At 34.8% G+C, this 19,543-nt stretch carries 20 protein-coding genes; 6 read left to right on the top strand and 14 right to left on the bottom strand.

Going from position 1 to position 19,543, the window contains the following annotated elements:
- The 11 genes from ACH2BV_RS04840 to ACH2BV_RS04790 all read right to left on the bottom strand — a co-directional run.
- The coding region (locus ACH2BV_RS04840) for an aldehyde dehydrogenase family protein (protein ID WP_395049594.1) at positions 1 to 155 on the bottom strand (155 nt) is incomplete at its 3' end.
- A 232-nt stretch (positions 156 to 387) separates the two neighbouring features.
- Positions 388 to 1,464 (bottom strand): CaiB/BaiF CoA transferase family protein, encoded by a 1,077-nt coding sequence (locus ACH2BV_RS04835; protein WP_395049593.1) that lies wholly within the window; start codon positions 1,462 to 1,464, stop codon positions 388 to 390.
- 11 nt (positions 1,465 to 1,475) lie between these two features.
- Positions 1,476 to 2,126: a GNAT family N-acetyltransferase gene (locus ACH2BV_RS04830; RefSeq protein ID WP_395049592.1), complete on the bottom strand. Its 651-nt coding sequence runs from the start codon at positions 2,124 to 2,126 to the stop codon at positions 1,476 to 1,478.
- 50 nt (positions 2,127 to 2,176) lie between these two features.
- Positions 2,177 to 3,598 (bottom strand): NAD-dependent succinate-semialdehyde dehydrogenase, encoded by a 1,422-nt coding sequence (locus tag ACH2BV_RS04825; RefSeq protein ID WP_395049591.1) that lies wholly within the window; start codon positions 3,596 to 3,598, stop codon positions 2,177 to 2,179.
- Positions 3,598 to 4,896: an aspartate aminotransferase family protein gene (locus tag ACH2BV_RS04820; protein WP_395049590.1), complete on the bottom strand. Its 1,299-nt coding sequence runs from the start codon at positions 4,894 to 4,896 to the stop codon at positions 3,598 to 3,600. Before ACH2BV_RS04820 ends, ACH2BV_RS04825 begins: the two co-directional genes overlap by 1 nt.
- Positions 4,889 to 5,374 (bottom strand): Lrp/AsnC family transcriptional regulator, encoded by a 486-nt coding sequence (locus tag ACH2BV_RS04815; RefSeq protein ID WP_395049589.1) that lies wholly within the window; start codon positions 5,372 to 5,374, stop codon positions 4,889 to 4,891. Before ACH2BV_RS04815 ends, ACH2BV_RS04820 begins: the two co-directional genes overlap by 8 nt.
- 56 nt (positions 5,375 to 5,430) lie before the next feature.
- Entirely contained in the window at positions 5,431 to 7,008 is a 1,578-nt protein-coding gene (locus ACH2BV_RS04810; RefSeq protein WP_395049588.1) for an amidohydrolase, read from the bottom strand.
- A gap of 63 nt (positions 7,009 to 7,071) precedes the next feature.
- Complete coding sequence (locus tag ACH2BV_RS04805) at positions 7,072 to 8,415, bottom strand: aspartate aminotransferase family protein (protein ID WP_395049587.1); 1,344 nt, start codon at positions 8,413 to 8,415, stop codon at positions 7,072 to 7,074.
- A gap of 47 nt (positions 8,416 to 8,462) precedes the next feature.
- Positions 8,463 to 9,128, bottom strand: a complete 666-nt coding sequence (locus tag ACH2BV_RS04800; protein ID WP_395049586.1) for a GNAT family N-acetyltransferase — start codon at positions 9,126 to 9,128, stop codon at positions 8,463 to 8,465.
- Between the two features lie 11 nt (positions 9,129 to 9,139).
- Positions 9,140 to 9,796 carry a GNAT family N-acetyltransferase gene (locus ACH2BV_RS04795; RefSeq protein WP_395049585.1) on the bottom strand — a complete coding sequence of 219 codons (657 nt, stop codon included), beginning with the start codon at positions 9,794 to 9,796 and terminating at the stop codon, positions 9,140 to 9,142.
- A gap of 9 nt (positions 9,797 to 9,805) precedes the next feature.
- Positions 9,806 to 11,341 carry a hypothetical protein gene (locus ACH2BV_RS04790; protein WP_395049584.1) on the bottom strand — a complete coding sequence of 512 codons (1,536 nt, stop codon included), beginning with the start codon at positions 11,339 to 11,341 and terminating at the stop codon, positions 9,806 to 9,808.
- Positions 11,342 to 11,554: 213 nt separating this feature from the next.
- Between ACH2BV_RS04790 and ACH2BV_RS04785 the strand changes: the two genes are divergently transcribed.
- From ACH2BV_RS04785 to ACH2BV_RS04770, 4 genes are read left to right on the top strand one after another with little or no spacing between them, the layout of a single operon-like run.
- A complete protein-coding gene (locus ACH2BV_RS04785; RefSeq protein WP_395049583.1) occupies positions 11,555 to 13,012 on the top strand; it encodes a CoA-acylating methylmalonate-semialdehyde dehydrogenase in 1,458 nt (485 codons plus the stop codon).
- 11 nt (positions 13,013 to 13,023) lie between these two features.
- On the top strand, positions 13,024 to 13,503 hold the full coding sequence (locus ACH2BV_RS04780; RefSeq protein WP_395049582.1) for a GNAT family N-acetyltransferase: 480 nt from the start codon (positions 13,024 to 13,026) through the stop codon (positions 13,501 to 13,503).
- A gap of 4 nt (positions 13,504 to 13,507) precedes the next feature.
- Complete coding sequence (locus ACH2BV_RS04775; RefSeq protein ID WP_395049581.1) at positions 13,508 to 13,957, top strand: GNAT family N-acetyltransferase; 450 nt, start codon at positions 13,508 to 13,510, stop codon at positions 13,955 to 13,957.
- Positions 13,958 to 13,981: 24 nt separating this feature from the next.
- Positions 13,982 to 15,319, top strand: coding sequence for an aminotransferase class III-fold pyridoxal phosphate-dependent enzyme (locus ACH2BV_RS04770; RefSeq protein WP_395049580.1), 1,338 nt, complete (start codon positions 13,982 to 13,984; stop codon positions 15,317 to 15,319).
- 73 nt (positions 15,320 to 15,392) lie between these two features.
- Here ACH2BV_RS04770 and ACH2BV_RS04765 read toward each other — a convergent pair whose 3' ends face one another.
- On the bottom strand, positions 15,393 to 16,250 hold the full coding sequence (locus ACH2BV_RS04765) for a T9SS type A sorting domain-containing protein (protein WP_395049579.1): 858 nt from the start codon (positions 16,248 to 16,250) through the stop codon (positions 15,393 to 15,395).
- A 227-nt stretch (positions 16,251 to 16,477) separates the two neighbouring features.
- Here ACH2BV_RS04765 and ACH2BV_RS04760 point away from each other — a divergent pair, with 227 nt between their 5' ends.
- Positions 16,478 to 17,485, top strand: coding sequence for an FAD:protein FMN transferase (locus ACH2BV_RS04760; protein WP_395049578.1), 1,008 nt, complete (start codon positions 16,478 to 16,480; stop codon positions 17,483 to 17,485).
- 58 nt (positions 17,486 to 17,543) lie between these two features.
- Here ACH2BV_RS04760 and ACH2BV_RS04755 read toward each other — a convergent pair whose 3' ends face one another.
- Entirely contained in the window at positions 17,544 to 18,026 is a 483-nt protein-coding gene (locus ACH2BV_RS04755; protein WP_395049577.1) for a T9SS type A sorting domain-containing protein, read from the bottom strand.
- Positions 18,027 to 18,346: 320 nt separating this feature from the next.
- Positions 18,347 to 18,862 carry a DUF6702 family protein gene (locus ACH2BV_RS04750; protein ID WP_395049576.1) on the bottom strand — a complete coding sequence of 172 codons (516 nt, stop codon included), beginning with the start codon at positions 18,860 to 18,862 and terminating at the stop codon, positions 18,347 to 18,349.
- Between the two features lie 88 nt (positions 18,863 to 18,950).
- On the opposite strand from ACH2BV_RS04750, the gene ACH2BV_RS04745 reads away from it, so the two are divergent.
- A complete protein-coding gene (locus ACH2BV_RS04745) occupies positions 18,951 to 19,538 on the top strand; it encodes a HupE/UreJ family protein (protein ID WP_395049575.1) in 588 nt (195 codons plus the stop codon).
- Positions 19,539 to 19,543 lie beyond the last annotated feature (5 nt).

Here is a 19,543-nt window from a genome sequence, read left to right as displayed (position 1 = left end):
TCACCGTCGAATGCAGCTCTTGCAGCATCGACAGCAGTATTTACATCTTCGATTTGTGCTTCTGGAACGGTTGCTATCACCTCTTTTGTAGCAGGATTTAGTATGTTTCTGGTTTTCTTGGAAACAGAATCTACAAAAGCTCCATTGATATACATTTTATACATATTTTCTATTTTATGAATAATAAATCTGAATTAATTTGGGCTACAAATAAATTGTCACCGATTGTTCTACAATTTTTGTCAATGCGACTGATGAATCTTCGGTTTTGATGATTTTTTTGTCCCAATTATTCTTCGGGCAAAACTTCGCGTTCTGCAATTACTGCTTGAGAATTGGGATTTATAGATTTTATTATCATTGTATTTTTCTTTATTTTAAATCTTTTTAAAAAATATCAAAAACTGCACTAGCCATTCTTTTTGTGATTTGGCCGTCTTTCAACGTTTCTGATAAAATCAATTTTTGTGCGGTTTCATTATCTAAAACTTCGTCCATCGAACGAATATCTCCACACGGAACATTATCGCTTTTTAGTTCTTTTAACAGAGTTTCACTATCAAATTTCGAAAATGCTTCAGCTAATATTTCTCCTAATTTTATACGGTTTTGAACTCGTAAAATATTATTTTTAAACAAATTTAAAGCATCAACGTTTTTTAAATCTAGACATCCACATAGAGATTCAAATTGCTTATCATTCCCAACGGCAAGCACAATTGCTTTTCCATCGTTTGTATAAAACGTTTCTCCATAAGGAGCAATATTTGGGTGCAAACTTCCCATTCGTTGTGGAATTTCACCTCCCATTAAATAGTTTGTTGCCTGATTTGCCAATGACGAAAGCGCCGCATTATATAATGAAACATGAGCTATTGACCCCAAACCTGTTTTGGAACGCTGTAATAAAGCAACTAATACTGCTTCTTTCAACTGATGCGCAGCCAAAATATCTATCATTGCAATTGGCATTTTTAAAGGCACACCTCCAGTTTCTCCGTTGATGAACATAAAACCAGCTTCAGCTTGAAGTACTACATCAAAGGCAGGAGTTTCATCATCAATACCGTAGCCGCTAATTTGTGCATAAATCAGTTTGGGAAATTTTTTACATATCGTAATCGCATCCAATCCTAATTGTTTAGCGGATGAAGGTTTGAAATTGGAAATCACGACATCTGCTGATGCGATATGATTTAATACCATTTCCAAATCAGCAGCTTTTTTTAAATCTGCCCAAATAATAGTTTTGTTGTAATTCACACTACTATAATAGGCAGACTGTGTATTTTGACTTTCTGATTCCAAACGCCAACTGCGCGTTACATCTCCATTATTGGATGGATTTTCTACTTTTAGAACATTTGCACCGAGTTCTGAAAAGAACATTCCAACAGCAGGACCAGCCAAAACTCCGGCAAGTTCAACTACTTTTAAATCAGCAAATAATTCTTGTTTTAACATCAAAAAAATAATTAATGATTCTCGCTCAATTTTGTGTTTGGATCCAAAGGCCAATACATCAAAACCGAACAGTTTCCGCTTCGGGGATCATCTAAATAATCAAATAATGGTTCGACCAAAATGAATCCGCATTTGGTTTGAGCCGTAACTGTTGGATCAATGATTTCGCCTTTTATTAATTTCTCACAATATTCGGCAATCGTCATTTGGTCTTTTACTTTGTCATAACCAATAGGCATTCCTGCAGTCATTTGACCTTTAGTTCCCATTGCTCTAGCTACTTCCTGACGTGCATTGTAGATTTCTCTTCCAATACCTTTTCCTTGATAATCAGGATGAACAGAAACATCCAATCCATAAAGCCAATCCGCTTTTGGGTCGTGAGTTCCTAACCATAAATTATCCGAAATCTCCAGGAAAGTATGGTGCCCTTTGTGATAATTTTGCATCAAAGTTGTTGTTGCTGCTATAACTCTATCTCCATCCAAAACAATCATTTGACCTTCAGGGAAAATCTCAATATGCCTTTTATATTGAGCTTCCGTCATTAGTTCTTCTTCCGACAAAGTTGGAAAAACAATTTTTTGAAGTTCAGCTTCTTGTTTTGCATATTCTGGTGTAGCAGTTTGCAAAATGTACTTGCCTAAAATTTCTTTTTTCATAATTTGATGTATTATACCTGATAGGTTTTAAAAACCTGTCAGGCATTATATTAAGACATATTCCCGTAACTGATTAATTTTAATTCCAAGTATTCTTTTAATCCTTCGGAACCGGATTCGTGACCAATTCCACTACTTTTTATTCCCACGAAAGGCAATTCTGTTCCGTGTGCAGCCCATTCGTTGATTCCTACCATTCCAAATTCCAGATTTTCTGCATAGAAATTAGCGGTTTTGATATGATTGGTAAATACATAAGAAGCCAAACCATATTCGGTGTCATTCGCCCATTCTAGCACTTGTTCTTTAGTTTCGAAAGGAATCACAATCATCAACGGACCAAACACTTCCGTCTTGATGAATTCCTGAGTTTGTCTTGCTTCAATCAAAGCCGGATGAACGAAAAATCCTTTTTCCGAAGCTTCTCCACCAATATGAATTGTTGCTCCATCACTTTTTGCTTTTTCGAGCATTGCCAAGGAATGCTTTTGCTGGGTTTTATTAATTAACGGTCCAACAAAATCAATATCACCTCCATTAATTCCGGTTTTCAATTTCGAAATATCATCTTTTACAATAGATACAAATTGATTGAAAATATCCGAATGCACATAAAAACGCTGTGGAGAAACACAAACCTGACCACAATTTCTCAATTTGGCAACAATTGCTTGATGCGCAATCGCTTCAACATCTATATCTTTTTCAATAATTACCGGAGCATTTCCGCCCAATTCAAGCGATAATTTAGTCGACGTTTTAGATGCTCCATCCATCAGAATTTTGCCAACTCTTGTACTTCCAGTAAAACTTATTTTTTTCAATAAAGGATTTTCAATCATTTCGATTCCAGTAGAAACTGGTTCTGTGTTGATTAAATTGAAAACTCCTTTTGGTATTCCGGCTTCATGCAACGCTTTTGCCATATTAAAACTCGACAAAGGTGTAAATTCAGAGCCTCTCATCACCACACTACAACCAGCGGCTAAAGCAGCTGCAACTGCGCGCGCAGGATTATAAGCCGGGAAATTCCAGGCTGTAATCACACCAATAACTCCTAACGGCTGATAAATAACCATAGAGCGTTTGTCGATTCTGCTTGACGGAATCACTCGCCCGTAACTGCGTTTTCCTTCTTCGGCGTACCATTCAAAAAGGTTGGCTGAAACCTGCCATTCTCCACGAGATTCTAGCATTGGTTTTCCTGTTTCCAATGAAGTTTCTTTGGCGAAAGACTCAGCATTGGTACGCATATAATCGGCTGCTTTTTTTAGAATTTCAGCCCTAAAGTAAGGCGTTGTATTTTTCCAAGTTTTGAAAGAAGCATCGGCTGCCGCAATCGCTTTTTTACAATCACCAGCATTCCCGAAAGGAACTTTATCTAAAATTTCTTCGGTAGAAGGACTTTGCAAATCCCAAGTGGCACCACTAATTGCGTCGCACCATTCTCCGTTTATATATTGTTTTCTCATTAGAGCACTTCTTTTATAGTTTCTTCCAAAATTTCCAAACCTTTTTCCAAGATTTCGTCTGCAATAAATAAAGGACTCAATATTCGGATGCAATTTCCATAGGTTCCGGATGTGATTACGATTAATCCTTTTGCAAGGCATTTATCCACAATTGCTTTTGTTGAAACCCCATCAGGCATTCCAGTTGTTGGATTAAAAAATTCAATAGCCATCATCGCTCCTAAACCGCGAACATCAGTAATGTTTTTTGGATATAAAGCCTGTAACTGATTGAATCTGCCACGAACCACTTTACCGACTTTTTCACCAGCGGCATTGATATTGTTTTTTTGCATATAATTAATGCTAGCCAACGAAGCTACGCAACTCAAAGGTCCTCCAAGATAGGTTCCTCCAATAAGCCCTGGTTTTATGGCATCCATAATTTCAGCTTTGCCAATAACGGCACCAATTGGCATTCCGCCACCCATAGATTTTGCCCAAGTGGACAAATCCGGAGTTACTCCATAATGCTCATAAGCTGCCCATTTCCCTGTACGACCGAAACCGGATTGAACTTCATCAAAAATCAAGAAAATATTATTTTCAGTACAGAATTTACGTAAATACTGCACATATTTTTTAGAAGCTACCGTGAAACCACCTTCGCCTTGAACCAATTCCATTATGATTGCTGCCGTTTGAGTAGCCGAAACCGTTGATGAAAAAGTCTTGTGCAACTTCATAATCATCAAATCGTCGAATTCATCCTGAGACATTCTGGCGTTCATACTCGGTTTGTAATATGGATATTCCAAACGATACACTTCAGGAGCATAAGGACCGGCGCCTTCTTTGTATTTCACGTTAGATGTCAAAGTCATTGCCATCATTGTACGCCCGTGAAACGAACCATCATAACAAATAATCCCTGATTTCCCAGTTACGGCACGAGCAATTTTGATAGCATTTTCAACAGACTCAGCACCTGATAATGTCAGCATTGCTTTGGTGGAATCTCCGTGAGGAAGTATTTCGCACAATTTTTCGGTCAAATCTAGATATTGCTCATAGACAGATACGTTGAATGAAGCATGGATAAATTTATCGGCCTGAATTTTTATGGCTTCAATAATTTCGGGCACACCGTGACCTGCATTATTTACACCAATACCTCCTGCGAAATCAATTAATTCATTGCCATCAGCGTCAATGATTATGGCTCCTTTGGCTGATTGAATACTGGATGGATTGAAAATCCCCAAAGCATTTGGCACACTATTTTTCCTTCTTTCGTATAATTTGTCTGTATTATTCATTTTGCTTGCTTGATAATTTTGCTAATTCTAAATCTGGTTGTGAAATTTTATAAATTTTCATATACATATTGGTTTTGGTATCATAAACACCGTCCAAAACGTGTATTTTTTCGCCTATTAATTCATTAAGATGTTCCATATCTCGACACATTACATTGGCTTCAATATCAAAATCTCCTGATACCAATGCCAAAAAACTTATTTCCGGCAACTTTATTAATTCTTCAAAAATAGAGTTCATAAACGTCTTTGGTTTAACTGAAATTAAAACACTTGCATAGGCATTAAATCCAATTTTATTGGGGTCAATCCTTCCTATTATTTTCAAAGTACCATCTTCGACCAAATTGATAAAACGGTGTCGAATCGTACTCACAGCTACGTTAATTTCTTTTGAAATTTCAGTAAATGACATTCTGCCGTCTTTTTGAAGCAGTTTCAATATTTGATAATCTAAATCGTCGTCGAGTGCACTCATTATTGGGTTGGGGTTTTATGTTTTGGGTTTTGGGCTTTAAAATCCATAACCATTAACTATTTTTTATATTTTAATTCTCCGTTTATCCAAGTTTGACTGGCTTCAACGTCAGAAACATTTTCTAATTCAAAAGGGTCTTTATCCAAAACAATAAAATCGGCAAATTTCCCTTTGGAAAGACTTCCTTTTAAATGTCCTAAATTATCGGCAATGGCACTTCCGAGCGTGTAAGCTTTTAAAGCTTGCTGAAAAGTGATTTTTTGGCTTTCGCCAATAACGAAACCATCGGCTGCTTTTCGTGTGACCGCTGTTTCCATATTGACCCAAGGATTTATTTCTTTCACCACAGGACCATCGGTTGATAACGCCAAATTTATTCCGTTATCCAAAACGGTTTTGCAAGGATAAACCACATCCAATAATTCGTCTGGCAAAGTACTTTTGAAATTATTTGCCAATTCGTAAATGAAAATCGGCTGCATTGCGGCAGTCATATTCATCGTCTGAAAATCCTTTATATTTTCATTGGATAAAAATCCAACGTGTTCTATTCTGTGTTGTAAAGTAGTATCGATTTTGAATAAATCGCGATACACTTTCAAAGTCAAGTCGACCGCCTGATGGCCGATTGCATGTGTTGCCACTGAAAATCCTTTGTCAACCGCTTCTTTGGCAGTTTCATAGAATTTATCATAATCCAATCGCAAAACACCTTTATATCCATCGGTATTTTTGTAAGGAACATTAATTGCTGCTGTAGCTGAACTCAAGCCTCCATCAGAAAAAAACTTCACGGTTTTTATTTGCAAAAATTCCGATTCATATATTTCTGGTAAAACCTGAATTTCGTCACTTCCGTCAGGAATTCGAAGCGGAAAAACATTCATTCGTACTTTCAACAATCCTTCCTTATCCAATCGAATGTAAGCATCCAAAAGTTCTTCGTTTGCAGCAGGATCAGTAGCACTTGTAATTCCGAGACTCAACAAATAATTATGTGCTTCGAGAATCATATTTTTATATTCATCGAAAGTAAAAGCGGGAATGTTGTTCATAATCAATCCCAATGCTCTTTCGGTAAAAATACCTTGTAGACTTCCATCTTTATTTTTACGAATTTCTCCACCAAAAGGGACTTCGGTTGTTTCTGAAACTTCCGAAATTTCAATAGCTTTTGAATTGGCGATACCAACGTGAGCACAAGTTCTGATTACAAAAACAGGTCTATCAGAAATCACTTCATCCAAATCTTCTTTGGTTGGCAATCGTTTTTCTTCGAGCACCATTTCATTGATTCCGCGAGCCATAATCCAATTTGTACCTGGATTTTTTTCTACGAAATCTTTTAATTTTACTTTGAATTCAACAATGGATTTTATACCACGAACATCGAGCATATACGTTCGAAGATGACCGATTTTCCATACGTGAATATGAGCATCATTTAGACCTGGTACAATCGTTTTGCCTTGAAAATTAACTTCTTTAGAAAAAGAGAAGAATTTATCTCGCAATTCTTTTTCAGTTCCAACGGCTTCGATTTTTCCCAAAGTATTAATTACCATAGCATCTGCTTTTGGAAAAGCATCATCCATAGTAATAATATTGGCATTATATATTAATTTGAAATTCATTTTTTTTTCACCCACAACCCCTCTCCAAAAGAGAGGGAAGTAGAGTATTTAAGTTATTTGAATCTATTTTCTTTCAGATAAAACGTCTGCAATTGCTTGTTCAATTACGTCCATTCCTTCGTTTAATTGTTCGTCAGTGATTACAATTGGAGGCAAGAAACGGATACAGTTTGTGTATAAACCGGCACGAATCAAAATCAAACCATTAGAAACACATTTTTTGATTACTGCCATTGCAAAATCCATATCTGGCTCTTTGGTTTTTCTGTCTTTTACAAATTCTACAACAAGCATTGCTCCTATTCCACGAATATCGCCAATGATTGAAAATTTTTCGCTCATTGCAGTCAAACGGTTTGTAATGATGTTTCCAACATGAGTGGCTTTTGCCAAAAACTCTGGCGTGTTGATTTGTTTCACGGTTTCTAAAGCAGCTACTACTGCAAGTGGACTTCCTGAATACGTTCCTCCAACTCCACCTAAATGCGGTGCATCCATAATATCAGCTCTACCAGTGGTAGCACTAATTGGCATTCCTGAACCGATAGATTTTGCCATTGTTACAATGTCTGGAATTACGCCAGAATGTTCGATAGAAAGAAATTTCCCAGTTCTTCCTGCTCCAGCTTGTACTTCGTCAGCGATGAAAACAATACCGTGTTGGTCACAAACTTGTCTAATTTTTTCAAGAAAACGTTTTGGAACTGGAATAAATCCACCTTCACCTTGAACTGGCTCAATGATAATTGCTGCCACTGCAGATGGATCAACATGAGAAATTAGATTTTGGTCAAAACGTTCGATACAAAAATCAATGTATTCTTCTTTGGTCATACTATCCGGTTTTCTGTACACATTTGGTGAATGAAAACGGTAAATATCCGGAGCGAAATTTCCAAAACCTCGTTTGAATAAACCGTATTTACTGGTCAAACTCAAAGTTAGCATTGTACGTCCGTGATAAGCCCCTTCGAAACAAATGATAGCAGGTCTTTTTGTAAAATATTTAGCTGTAGAAATAGCGTTTTCTACTGCTTCGGAACCAGAACAAGCTAATAAAGTTTTCTTAGGAAAATCACCAGGAGTTATAGCATTAAGCATTTCGGCAAATTCTATATACGGCTCGAAAGTGGTTACCAATGCTCCGGTATGAATGTATTTGTCCATTTGATCTTTGATAGCATTGACAACAGCTTCTGGTCTATGACCTAGATTCACCATCCCAATTCCACCGGCAAAATCAATTAGCTGATTCCCATCAACATCCCATACCAAAGCTCCTTCGGCTTTTTCTACAACCACTTCGGTAGATTTTCCTAAACCCGCTGGCAAAGCTGCCATTCTTCTTGCTAATATTAAAGCGCTTTTTGGGCCAGGAATTTCTGATACTTTCTTAATATGTTTCATTTTTTTAGTTTTTAGGCCTTTGGCAAAAGCCAGTAGCCAATCATTATTTATTTAAAATATTTTTCTTCTAATTTATAATTCTCATCAACTGGATAGTACATTAAAATACTTGCATCACCCGATTCAGGATCACTTATATAATTGTATAATGGCTTAATCCATCGAAAGCCAGATTTCATTTGAGGTGTAATTGTTGGATCCGTAAATTCATTATTTCCTAATCGTTCACAATATTCCTCAATAGTCATTTGGTCTTTTACCTTTCCATACCCAATAGTCATTCCGGCAATTATCTGTGCTTTTATACCCAATGTTCGGCAAACTTGATGACGTGCTTTGTACATTTCTTTGGAAAGTCCTAATCCTCTATATTCTGGCAGAACTCCCATATCAAAACCATACATCCAATCACCATCTGATTTGTGAGCATTCGTAATCCATAAGTTATCACAAGAATCTAAAAAAGTATGCTCATGTTCAGGAAAATCACATCTAAATGTGCTGGCAGAACCTATAACTAAACCGTCTTTCTCTACAACCAACTGACCTTCCGGAAACACTTTGATATGATTTGCAAAATGTGCCCTATTCATCAACTCTGATTCATGTAAAGTTGGAAAACATTGTGCTTGAACATATTCCATCCGAATTGCATCTTCAGGAGTTGCGGTTCTCACTATAAAACTTCCATCTAAAACTTTATTATAAATCATAGGTTTAAATTTTAACGAGTTTTTTCAATTCTATAATTTTCATCTACTGGCAAATACATTAAAACACAAGCAAAACCAGCTTGAGGATCATCAATATGATTATAAAGAGGCCTAATCCACCTGAAACCTGCTTTCATTTGCGGAGTTATTGTAGGGTCTGTAAACTTTTTAATTTCCAGAGCATAACAATACTCTTCTATGGTCATTCTGTTCTTAACTCTGCCATACCCTATCGCCATTCCCGCAATTAATTGTCCTTTTAACCCTAATTTTTTTCCGATTTCTTGTCTCGCCAAGTATAATTCTCTAGAGAAACCCATCCCCCGATATTCCGGTAAAACCCCGATATCAATTCCGTACATCCAATCACCTTCTGGATTGTGAGTATTAGTTATCCATAGATTATCCGTAATTTCAAGATACGTAGGATCGTGTTCTGGAAAATCGCTCCTCATAGAACTGGCAGAACCAACAATGATTCCATCCATTTCAATCACAATTTGACCTTCAGGAAATGTTTTTATATGATTTATAAAATGAGTCCTATTCATCAATGCTGATTCGTGCAAGCTAGGATAACATTGTTTTTGAACGTACTCCATCTGAATTGCATCATCTGGAGTAGCGTTTCTAATTATAAAATCTTCTAAAATTTCTTTCCGAATCATATATTAAAATTATAAGACAAACCCAGCTATAAGATAAACTACAGATGAAGCTACAAAAATGATCATTTGATATGGAAATTGTGAAATACCATGTTTCATCATATCCACTTTACAAGATTGTGCTGTAAGTACTCTATTGTCTGAGAAGAAACAAGCTGCTGCTCCCCAAACTGTTCCTGATGCTAATGCTCCTTGAGTTAACCAAAAATCTGCATGAACCTGATTCGACAAAATAGCTGTTGTAGGCACAAGAATTGCATATATCCCCCAGTTTGAGCCAGTTGCCCAACAAATCCAAGCTACTAATGCAAAAACTATAAATGGAAGTGTAGCATTGTTTAACCAACTAATTCCTTCTAGGTGTGAAGCAACAAACTCATTAAATCCTAATGCGTTTTGAACATCTTTTAATAAATAAGTAAAGCCTAAAACTGCCAATACAAAGGTGATTGTTTCAAGTCCTTTTACGAAATTGGCAGAAATTTTATGAAAATCTACAATTTTGAATATCCAGAAATACAAATAAACGAATACACAAGCCGTTGCGATACCTCTTAATGCATCGATACTACCAAAAACATAATCCATAGAAAAGGTAAATCCACTTCCCCAATAGTCAAAATCCCAAGGATAAGGAAATATGGTACAGAAAATCAATATTAATAAAGGCATTAAAAAATACATTACTTTACCTTCTTTTTTGTCTTTTCTATTTAATTTTTCTTTTTTCTCTTCTATAACAACAGCGGCTTCTGCAGCTTTTATCCCTGCAAAATCCGGAAGAAACTCATAAACTACTAAAGCTCCAAGAATCAAAGAAATCCAGGCCGAAAAGTTATATGGAATAGTATGCATAAATGCCTCAATTGGACTTGTAATTGCGTGACCAGTACTATCCATAACGCCGCCTTCAATTGCGGCGATTTGAGTTCCGTAAAAAATTGTCCAGGTAGAAATTGGAAAAATAATTGTCAATGGGACACAAACAAAACTTAAAACCAAAGCTAATTTATCTCTGGAAACTCCAAATTTATCTGTAATAGGTCTCATTGTGTTTCCTACTGATAACGCACTGAAATAATCGTCCAAGAAAAAGAAAAAACTCAACCAATACGTCATCAATAAAGATTGTTTTTTTGTTTTTACATGGTTTTCAGAATATTTACCTACAGCTTTAATTCCTCCAGATGCAACAACCATCTGAACAAATGCACCGTATAATATACATACTAATATTACCCAAATTAATCCACCATCATGAGCATCTCTGGCTATTGATGAAAATAATCCATCAAACATATTTAAAGGAAAAATCATTCCTTCCCCTTCTGGAAACCATTCTTTAGACCCTCCTTGTTTTGCTAAAAGGATAAATCCTATAGCACAACCTATAATAAGAGGTTCCAATGCTTTCCTTGTAATAATTGCTATTCCCAATACAGTAAATGCAGGAACTAAAGCATGCCAGTTAATAAAATAGCAAAGAGCTGCCAAAAATAATAAGGCGACTCCGACAATTGTTGAGACCGATTTCATTGATTTCATTCGTTTTTGGTTTTGGTTAATAAATAATAATTGGTTTAATTCTGTTAATTTTTAACTCAGATTTCCCTCACTTTTCAAAATATTCAATCTTGTAAATAAGTTAACATGTGTGTCAATTTTTTGTAAATCTAACAATATTTTTGATACACGCAAAAAAATCTATTTATTTTTTATTATTTTTTGTATATTTGAAAAAAATTTAAATTAGATATTATGTCATTTAACGAAGTAAAAAACTTTATAAACGGGGAGTTTAAATCCGGAAGTTCCGCAAAAATTCATTCCGTTATCTCTCCTTTAGACGGTGAGAAATTAACTACTTTCAATGAATCTACTATGGAAGATTTGAATGAAATTGTAGCCACTGCAGAAAAAGCACAAAAAGCTTGGCAAAAAGTAACTTTAAAAGAAAGAGTACAAGTTTTCTATAAATACAAACAGTTATTAGAAAAAAATAGTGTTGAACTTACCGAAATTATTTACAATGAAAACGGAAAAATTCACGGAGAAGCAAAAGCAGAAATTGATAAAGCTATCGAACTTACAGAATTTGCCTGTTCTTTACCACAATTTGTAAATGGTGAAAATATGGAAGTTAGCCGAGGAGTTTATTGTTCTTCTACCAGAAATCCTCTTGGAATCGTAGCTTCAATAGTTCCTTTTAATTTTCCAAGTATGGTTCCGCATTGGACAATAGTAAATGCCATTGCTCTTGGAAATGCCATGATTTTAAAACCATCGGAATCTGTTCCAATCAGCAGTCAATATATTGCAAAATTATTAAAAGAAGCCGGACTTCCTGACGGTCTTTTTAATGTAATCAATGGAACCCAATCAACAGTTGAAAATATTTGTGACCATCCCGGAATCAAAGCAGTAACTTTTGTTGGTTCTACCAAAGTGGCCAAAATTGTTTATCAAAGAGCCAGTAATAATTTGAAACAAGTATTAGCTCTTGGTGGAGCAAAAAATCATATTATTTTATTGCCAGACGCACATCCGGATATGGCTTCGTCCAATATTGTCGCTTCAATGAGTGGTTGTGCCGGACAGCGTTGTATGGCTGCGGCTACTTTAATTGCTGTTGGTAATTGCGATGCTATTCTGGATAAATTAATAGGTGACGCTCAAAAAATTCAATGCGGAACCACTTTAGGAGCCGTGATTTCGAAAGCTGCCAAAGAAAGAATTGAAAGTTACATTACAGAAGCAGAACAACAAGGTGCTAAAATCATTTTGGACGGCAGAAATACTGTTGTTCCTGGAAAAGAAAATGGATTTTATGTTGGTCCTACCTTAATAGATTATGCCACTGCCGATATGAAAATTGCAAGAGAAGAAGTTTTCGGACCTGTTCTCGCTATTGTTCGTGTTAAAACTATCGATGAAGCTTTGGCAATTGAAAATGCAAATCCTTATGGAAATGCGTGTTCTGTATTTACACAAAGTGGCGGTTTGGCCAATTATGTTACTGAAAATGCTTCGGCGGGAATGTGTGGCGTAAACATTGGCGTTCCAGTTCCTAGAGAACCTTTTGGTTTTGGCGGATGGAATGAATCTCGCTTTGGTTCTGGTGATATTACCGGGAAAAGTTCGATTGGATTTTTTACCAAAGAAAAGAAAACAACCACTAAATGGAATCCTGAAGCAGGAACGAATTGGATGAGCTAATTAAGAATTTTATGTTAGAAAAAGTAAAAGCGGACGATTTTTTATATATTTATCATTTATATATGAATCGAGAAGTGAATCCATATTTACTTTATGAAACGATGGATTTGGACACTTTCCGACCCATTTTTGATGATTTGCTGAAAGACGAAGTTTTATACCTATATAAAGAGGGTTCTGAAACTTTAGGAATGTGTAAACTTATCAGGCAAAAATACAGGAATGATCACATCCTATATTTAGGAGGAGTAGCCATTCATCCTGAACATTTCGGTAAAGGATTTGGAAGAAAAATGATGTTGGAAATCATTGATTTTTGCAAAAAGAATGCTGTTTTAAGAATTGAATTGACCGTTGCCATTCATAACGAAAAAGCCATTCAACTCTATGAAAGTGTAGGCTTTACAAAAGAAGGAGTTTTGAAAAAATATACTTATTTAAAAAATAAGAATCAATTTATAGATGAAGTATTAATGTCTAATTTATTATAAAAATATGATACGAAAAGCCACACTACAAGATTTAGACCAATTGACAGCCTTGTTTGATCAATACCTCGTTTTTTACAAAAAGCCTTCCAATATTGAAAAACACAAATCTTTTTTAAAAGAAAGAATGGAAAATAACGAAGCCATTATTTTCTTAGCTTTTGACGATACGAAAGAAGAAAAAGCGATTGGTTTTACCTTGATTTATCCAACATTTTCCTCCATTCTATTGAGCAAGATTTTGATTTTAAACGACTTGTATGTTGATTCTACTATTCGAAATAATGGCACAGGAGAAAAACTAATTCTTAAAACTGTCGAACTAGCAAAGGAACTTGGTGTGAAATTAGTTCGATTGCGAACTGCTAAAAACAATATAATTGCACAAGGCTTGTATCATAAAATGGGATTTGTAAGAGATGATCTTGTATATACTTATGATCTCGCCGTAAAATAAATTAAAACTAAAATTTTAAAAATAATGTTAAGTAAAGAACAAATTATTTGCGACAGTAAAGAATTCAGTCTATTCTCCTGGTCAGCACAAGCAAGCGTAAATCCAATTGCTATCGAAAGAGCTGAAGGAGTCTATTTGTATGAATTTGGAGGAAAAAGAATTATTGATTTCTCCAGCGGATTAATGTCGGTAAATATCGGTCACGGTGATCAACGAGTTACAGCAGCTGTGGTAGAACAAATGCAAAAAGTGAGTTTTGTAACACCTACCTGCACCACAGAAATTCGTGCCAAATTATCAAAAAAATTAGCAGAAATCTGCCCGGGTGATTTGAATAAAGCTTTCTTTACTTTATGCGGTACTTCTTCTGTAGATAATGCCATCAAATTAGCAAGACTTTATACCGGAAGACATAAAATCGTGGGAAGATATAGGGCTTTTCACGGAGGTTCCATTGGAGGAATGTCCGTAGGTGGCGATCCAAGAAAACTGGCCAACGATTCACAACAAATGCCAAATGCAGTTCTATTGGACGATCCTTACTATTTCTTTGGAATGAAAGATTTAGACGATGCAACAAAATTAAATTTAAGTTTGGAATATGTAGAAAGAGTTATTCATTTTGAAGGTAAAGCTAATATTGCAGCCTTTATTTTTGAAGGCGAAAGTGGATCTTCGGGTTGTTTACATTATCCAAAAGGCTATTTGAAAGGAATAAAAGCGCTTTGTGAAAAATATGGAATTCTATTCATTGCCGATGAAGTAATGAGTGGATTTGGAAGAACCGGAAAATGGTTCGGATTCGAAAATCACGATATTATTCCGGATATGGTTTGTATGGCAAAAGGTTTGACTTCTTCTTACTTACCTCTCGGTTGTTTGATGGTTTCAGATAAAATCGCAGCTAAATTTGATAACACACCAATGATGATTGGATTGACTTATAATGCTCATCCAGTAGCTTTGGCAGCATCATTGGCCGTAATCAACATTTACGAAAGCGACAAATTGATAGAGAACACTCGTAAAATGAGTGCTTACCTAGAGTCTAAAATAGAAGAAATGAGAAGTAAACATCCAAGTATGGGAGCTTTCAGAAACACAGGACTTCTGGGTTGTTTGGATATTTTAAAAAGCAAAACCACGGGAGAACTTATCGCTCCGTATAATGCAGCTGGCGAAGATTTGAAAGTAACGAATCTAATAGCAGCCAAAGTAAGAGAATTGGGATTGTATACTTTTGTTCGTTGGGGTTATATTTTTATTGCTCCACCATTGTGTATTAACGAAAAAGAAATAGATGAAGGATTGGCGATTATATCGGAAGCATTGAAAATTGCCGATGAACATTTAGGGCATTAAAGTAATTGTGTTTTTATAAAAAAAGCTCCAAGTCTTAAGTGATTTGGAGCTTTTTTTAATTTGAAAATATAAACTATTTATCTAAAACCACTTTATAGCTAGATGAAGTTTGATCTGTAGCAACATTTACAATGTAAACTCCGTTAGCTTCTCCAGACATATCAATGCTTTTGCTTTTTTCTGTGTCAGTAGTTTCTACTTTTATAGATTTTACTACTTGACCTAAAACGTTTACAATATCTATCCTACTTACAGGAATATCATTGTACTGTAAATTGACAACACCATTACTTGGGTTAGGATAGATAGCCACTTTTGTTTTGTAAACACTTTCAAGACTCAAAGCCGATGGTGTCCAAGTAAGTGTCATTGTAGATAATGGTCCAACATTAGCCGGATTAGTAGTAGCTATTGAAGCGCCTTTAGCAAAAGAATATCCCATATTAATAAAATCATGAGTATCTGGAGGACCATCAATCCAAGCCATTTCAACCCATACTTTATAACTACCATCTGGTACTAAAACAGGAGTTGTAGCACCCGTTTTTCCGTCCCAAGAAACCGAATATGCACCCCAAGCTAATGGAGCAGTACTAGCAGTACGAGTAGCACCCGTAATCGCATTTATTGTATTACCAGTAGTAGCATCATTAACCCCACCATTACCATTAGGAGCAGCTCCAGAAGCACCTGATTTAAGGCTGAATTGAGGTAAATGGTCACCAGTGTTTGACGAAACATAAAGTAAGTTCGTTTTAATAAATGTACCCGCAGCATTTTCAATCCATACTGCATCTACCTGCTTTGATGCTCCACCTTGTTGTACTGTTGTAAAATTAAAAGTCATAGAACCAGTAGTTTGAGCTGCTCCGTTTGCTGAGAAGAATAATGCAGCAGCAAAAAAGGCTAAAGAGAGTAATTTTGTTTTCATAATTTTAAATTTAATTGTCAATCTTAATCTAATAAATTGTTTTCCAAAAGTACTGATTATTAAGGTATTAAAATGTGATTTTAATCATATAACAAAATCAAATGTAAATGATAAGTGTCACAAATTGTTAAACAATTTTGACAAGTCTTATTCCTTTATAATTTCTTGAATCTTTATTAATCTCTATAGAAAATTATACCTTTACATATACTAAAAAGGGGGAACTTATGAGAAAAATTGGATTTACACTTAGTCTTTTTTTACTTTATTCGGGAATTATATACTCTCAACAAGAACCTATTAGAATTGAAGGCCAAGCCCAAGGCACAACCTATCACATTACCTATTTTGACAATCAAAACCGAGATTTTCAGCCAGAAATAGAGAAAATTTTAAAAGATTTCGATTTGTCTGTTTCAACTTATATCCCCAATTCTATTATTTCGAGAATTAATTCAAATGAAAAAAATGTAATCGTTGACAAATACTTTATAGCGTGTTTTAATAAAGCCAAAGAAGTATGGAAAAATACTGAAGGTGCTTTTGACCCAACCATTTATCCACTGAGCAATGCCTATGGTTTTGGACCCGGTAAAAAACAAAAAATAGAAAAAGCTAAAATTGATAGTATGCTTCAATTTGTTGGATTTCAATTAATCAAATTAAAAGACAATAAAGTTGTTAAAAAAGACCCACGAGTTGCTTTGGATTTTAATGCATTTGCCCAAGGATATTCCGTTGATGTGGTTTCTGATTATTTAAATTCGAAAGGAATCACAGCTTATATTGTTGAAATTGGTGACGAAGTATACGCCAAAGGTCGCAATTCGAATGGCGAGAACTGGAAAATTGGAATCGAAAAACCCATTGACAATAAAGAATCAGGAAACCCACTAAAGGCAATTGCTAAACTAGAAAATATGGCCATTGCCACCTCAGGAAATTACCGTAGGTTCATTATTGAGGATGGTGTAAAATATGTACATCATATAGATCCAAAAACCGGTTATCCAACAAAAAACAATTTATTGAGCGCTTCGATATTTGCCAAAGAATGCATTACATCGGATGCGAATGCAACGGGAGTTTTAGTTCTGGGACTTGAAAAAGCCAAAGTGTTTTTGAACAAACATCCAGAATTACAAGCCTATTTAATTTATTCTGATGACAAAGGGAATTATCAGGTTTATGAAACTCCGGGCATAAAAGCTATTGTATCCGAAGCTAAAGAATAAAAAAAGCATCCGCCAAATGACAAATGCTTTTTTATTGATTAAATTAGACAAAATTTAATTATTTGTCTAAAATTACTTTGTAGTTAGAAGTTCCTTCCTTATTAGAAACCTTAATAATGTAAATTCCATTTCCAAAACGGGAAAGATTAAGATTTTTAGTTGTTCCAGCTGCACTTTTAGCAACTTTTTCCTCATAAACAACTTGTCCCAACATATTTGAAACCTTAATATTATTAATTTCATTTTTGAAATCAATATTAAATATTCCATTAGTTGGATTTGGATAAATAACTACTTTAGTATTTGGTGAAATAGTATCGCTAAGACCTAATGCTGTAGGAACCCAATCAAGCGTAATACCGGTAAATTTAGTATCGGCGGCAGGTGTCGGATGATCTGCAACTGGTCCTTTTGTAAAAGAAAAAGATCTAAGAACAGTTGCAGTTCCATGACCCCATGTTTCTTGAATCGTCACTTGATAAGTCCCGTCAGGAACAACAGTTCCATTTAACGTCCCTGATACATTTTTACACCTCCTCAACCATCGACTTCACTGGCGGTTTATATCCTTCTGTTACTGGTGCTACAACAACAAATTCTATGTCATCATCAATCACTTCTGGTACGTGCAACAGCTGCCACAATGGTATTTCAAGAAGTAGAATTTGGACAAAATAAGCATTTGCTTATATAAAATCTGCTCCATTATTTGTTGATTTAATCAATAAATAATGGAGTATTTATTAAAAATAATCGAAAAATAAATAGCAAAATTTAAAATAAAAAAATACTATTCCTAGTAATATCGCATTGCTTTGAACAGATTTTAAATCCTCCTTTATTTTCTTTTTGATAAAAAAATTAAAATTTAAACTCCAATTGCGTAATAGGATTGTCTAAACGACCACTTTTGCGTTTTCCAAAAAGTTCCACGTGAACAATATTCATTTGATCTTCAAAGAAGTCACATAGAATACTGTCGTCAATTTTTATATTCTTAAAAGGTTTTGCAGGTTCTATTTCCAAATATACATTTACAACCTCTCGATCTATTTCGTAACCAATATAGTTTTGTTCTAGTTTCTTATCGCTTATTGTGATTTGCAAATGATTTTGTATGTATTTTTTTATAATTAAATCCATTTCGTTATGCAAGGTAAGACCAGTAAGATCAATTTTAGTTTTGTTTTGTTTACGGAGCGCATTTTCAAAATCATCGCTAAATAATTTACATAAAATCTCTACACTTTTTTGTTTATTATTGTACGATATTTCTGTAGTACTAACGTGTAATGGATGAAAATAGGAATCACTAAAAGAATGTAAACCAAATATAAAAATGAAAAATAATGTTGTTTTTGAATATAGAAAATACATAATAAATAATATTTTTGCTTAATGAATAAAAATACAATACTTTTAGCAACCAAATGTAACAAACGCCAGTCAATAAAATAGAACTTAAATGCCCCTAAACGATTTTTTATTTTATTTTCAATTAGGTTGGTCGCATTTAGTTAGTTTCGATGCACTCGACCATCAATTATTTATTTTGAGTTTAATAGCCTTATATACTCTTCCAGATATTAAAAAAATTCTCATCCTGGTTACTGCTTTTACTGTTGGACATTCGATAACTTTAGTTTTAAGTGCAATAGATATTTTTCGGTTGCCAAGTAATTGGGTTGAATTTTTAATTCCCTGTACTATAGTTATAACAGCCTTGAGTAATATTACAAAAATAAAATTCAAAACCAATGCAACTACTATTAATTACTATTTCGCAGTGGGTTTTGGATTAATACACGGGCTGGGTTTTGCCACTACTATTCGAATAATTTTGGCAAATGATCAAAATATCGTATGGGGTTTATTGAGTTTTAATTTGGGTTTGGAAATTGGGCAATTATTTTTTATGGCCTTTATTTTACTGTTTACCACATTGGCGCTCGCATACTTCAAGGTAAATAAAAACAATTGGGTATTGTTTATTTCCGCTGCAGTATTTAGTTTATCACTACAAATGGCTTTAAAACGAATTTCTTTTAATTAATAATA

The sequence above is a fragment of the Flavobacterium sp. genome (genome assembly GCF_043780635.1).
Taxonomy (GTDB): domain Bacteria; phylum Bacteroidota; class Bacteroidia; order Flavobacteriales; family Flavobacteriaceae; genus Flavobacterium.
The sequence above is the reverse complement of the archived record's forward strand: the minus strand, read 5'-3'. Positions and strand labels throughout refer to the sequence as shown.

Excerpts from the sequence above, each read along its gene's own strand:
- ACH2BV_RS04745 (WP_395049575.1), top strand. The coding sequence starts at position 18,951 with ATGCCCCTAAACGATTTTTTATTTTATTTTCAATTAGGTTGGTCGCAT.
- ACH2BV_RS04825 (WP_395049591.1), bottom strand. The coding sequence starts at position 3,598 with ATGAGAAAACAATATATAAACGGAGAATGGTGCGACGCAATTAGTGGT.
- ACH2BV_RS04760 (WP_395049578.1), top strand. The coding sequence starts at position 16,478 with ATGAGAAAAATTGGATTTACACTTAGTCTTTTTTTACTTTATTCGGGA.
- ACH2BV_RS04835 (WP_395049593.1), bottom strand. The coding sequence starts at position 1,464 with ATGTTAAAACAAGAATTATTTGCTGATTTAAAAGTAGTTGAACTTGCC.
- ACH2BV_RS04795 (WP_395049585.1), bottom strand. The coding sequence starts at position 9,796 with ATGATTCGGAAAGAAATTTTAGAAGATTTTATAATTAGAAACGCTACT.
- ACH2BV_RS04750 (WP_395049576.1), bottom strand. The coding sequence starts at position 18,862 with ATGTATTTTCTATATTCAAAAACAACATTATTTTTCATTTTTATATTT.
- ACH2BV_RS04805 (WP_395049587.1), bottom strand. The coding sequence starts at position 8,415 with ATGAAACATATTAAGAAAGTATCAGAAATTCCTGGCCCAAAAAGCGCT.
- ACH2BV_RS04810 (WP_395049588.1), bottom strand. The coding sequence starts at position 7,008 with ATGAATTTCAAATTAATATATAATGCCAATATTATTACTATGGATGAT.
- ACH2BV_RS04785 (WP_395049583.1), top strand. The coding sequence starts at position 11,555 with ATGTCATTTAACGAAGTAAAAAACTTTATAAACGGGGAGTTTAAATCC.
- ACH2BV_RS04780 (WP_395049582.1), top strand. The coding sequence starts at position 13,024 with ATGTTAGAAAAAGTAAAAGCGGACGATTTTTTATATATTTATCATTTA.
- ACH2BV_RS04820 (WP_395049590.1), bottom strand. The coding sequence starts at position 4,896 with ATGAATAATACAGACAAATTATACGAAAGAAGGAAAAATAGTGTGCCA.
- ACH2BV_RS04775 (WP_395049581.1), top strand. The coding sequence starts at position 13,508 with ATGATACGAAAAGCCACACTACAAGATTTAGACCAATTGACAGCCTTG.
- ACH2BV_RS04830 (WP_395049592.1), bottom strand. The coding sequence starts at position 2,126 with ATGAAAAAAGAAATTTTAGGCAAGTACATTTTGCAAACTGCTACACCA.
- ACH2BV_RS04800 (WP_395049586.1), bottom strand. The coding sequence starts at position 9,128 with ATGATTTATAATAAAGTTTTAGATGGAAGTTTTATAGTGAGAACCGCA.
- ACH2BV_RS04815 (WP_395049589.1), bottom strand. The coding sequence starts at position 5,374 with ATGAGTGCACTCGACGACGATTTAGATTATCAAATATTGAAACTGCTT.
- ACH2BV_RS04765 (WP_395049579.1), bottom strand. The coding sequence starts at position 16,250 with ATGAAAACAAAATTACTCTCTTTAGCCTTTTTTGCTGCTGCATTATTC.
- ACH2BV_RS04790 (WP_395049584.1), bottom strand. The coding sequence starts at position 11,341 with ATGAAATCAATGAAATCGGTCTCAACAATTGTCGGAGTCGCCTTATTA.
- ACH2BV_RS04770 (WP_395049580.1), top strand. The coding sequence starts at position 13,982 with ATGTTAAGTAAAGAACAAATTATTTGCGACAGTAAAGAATTCAGTCTA.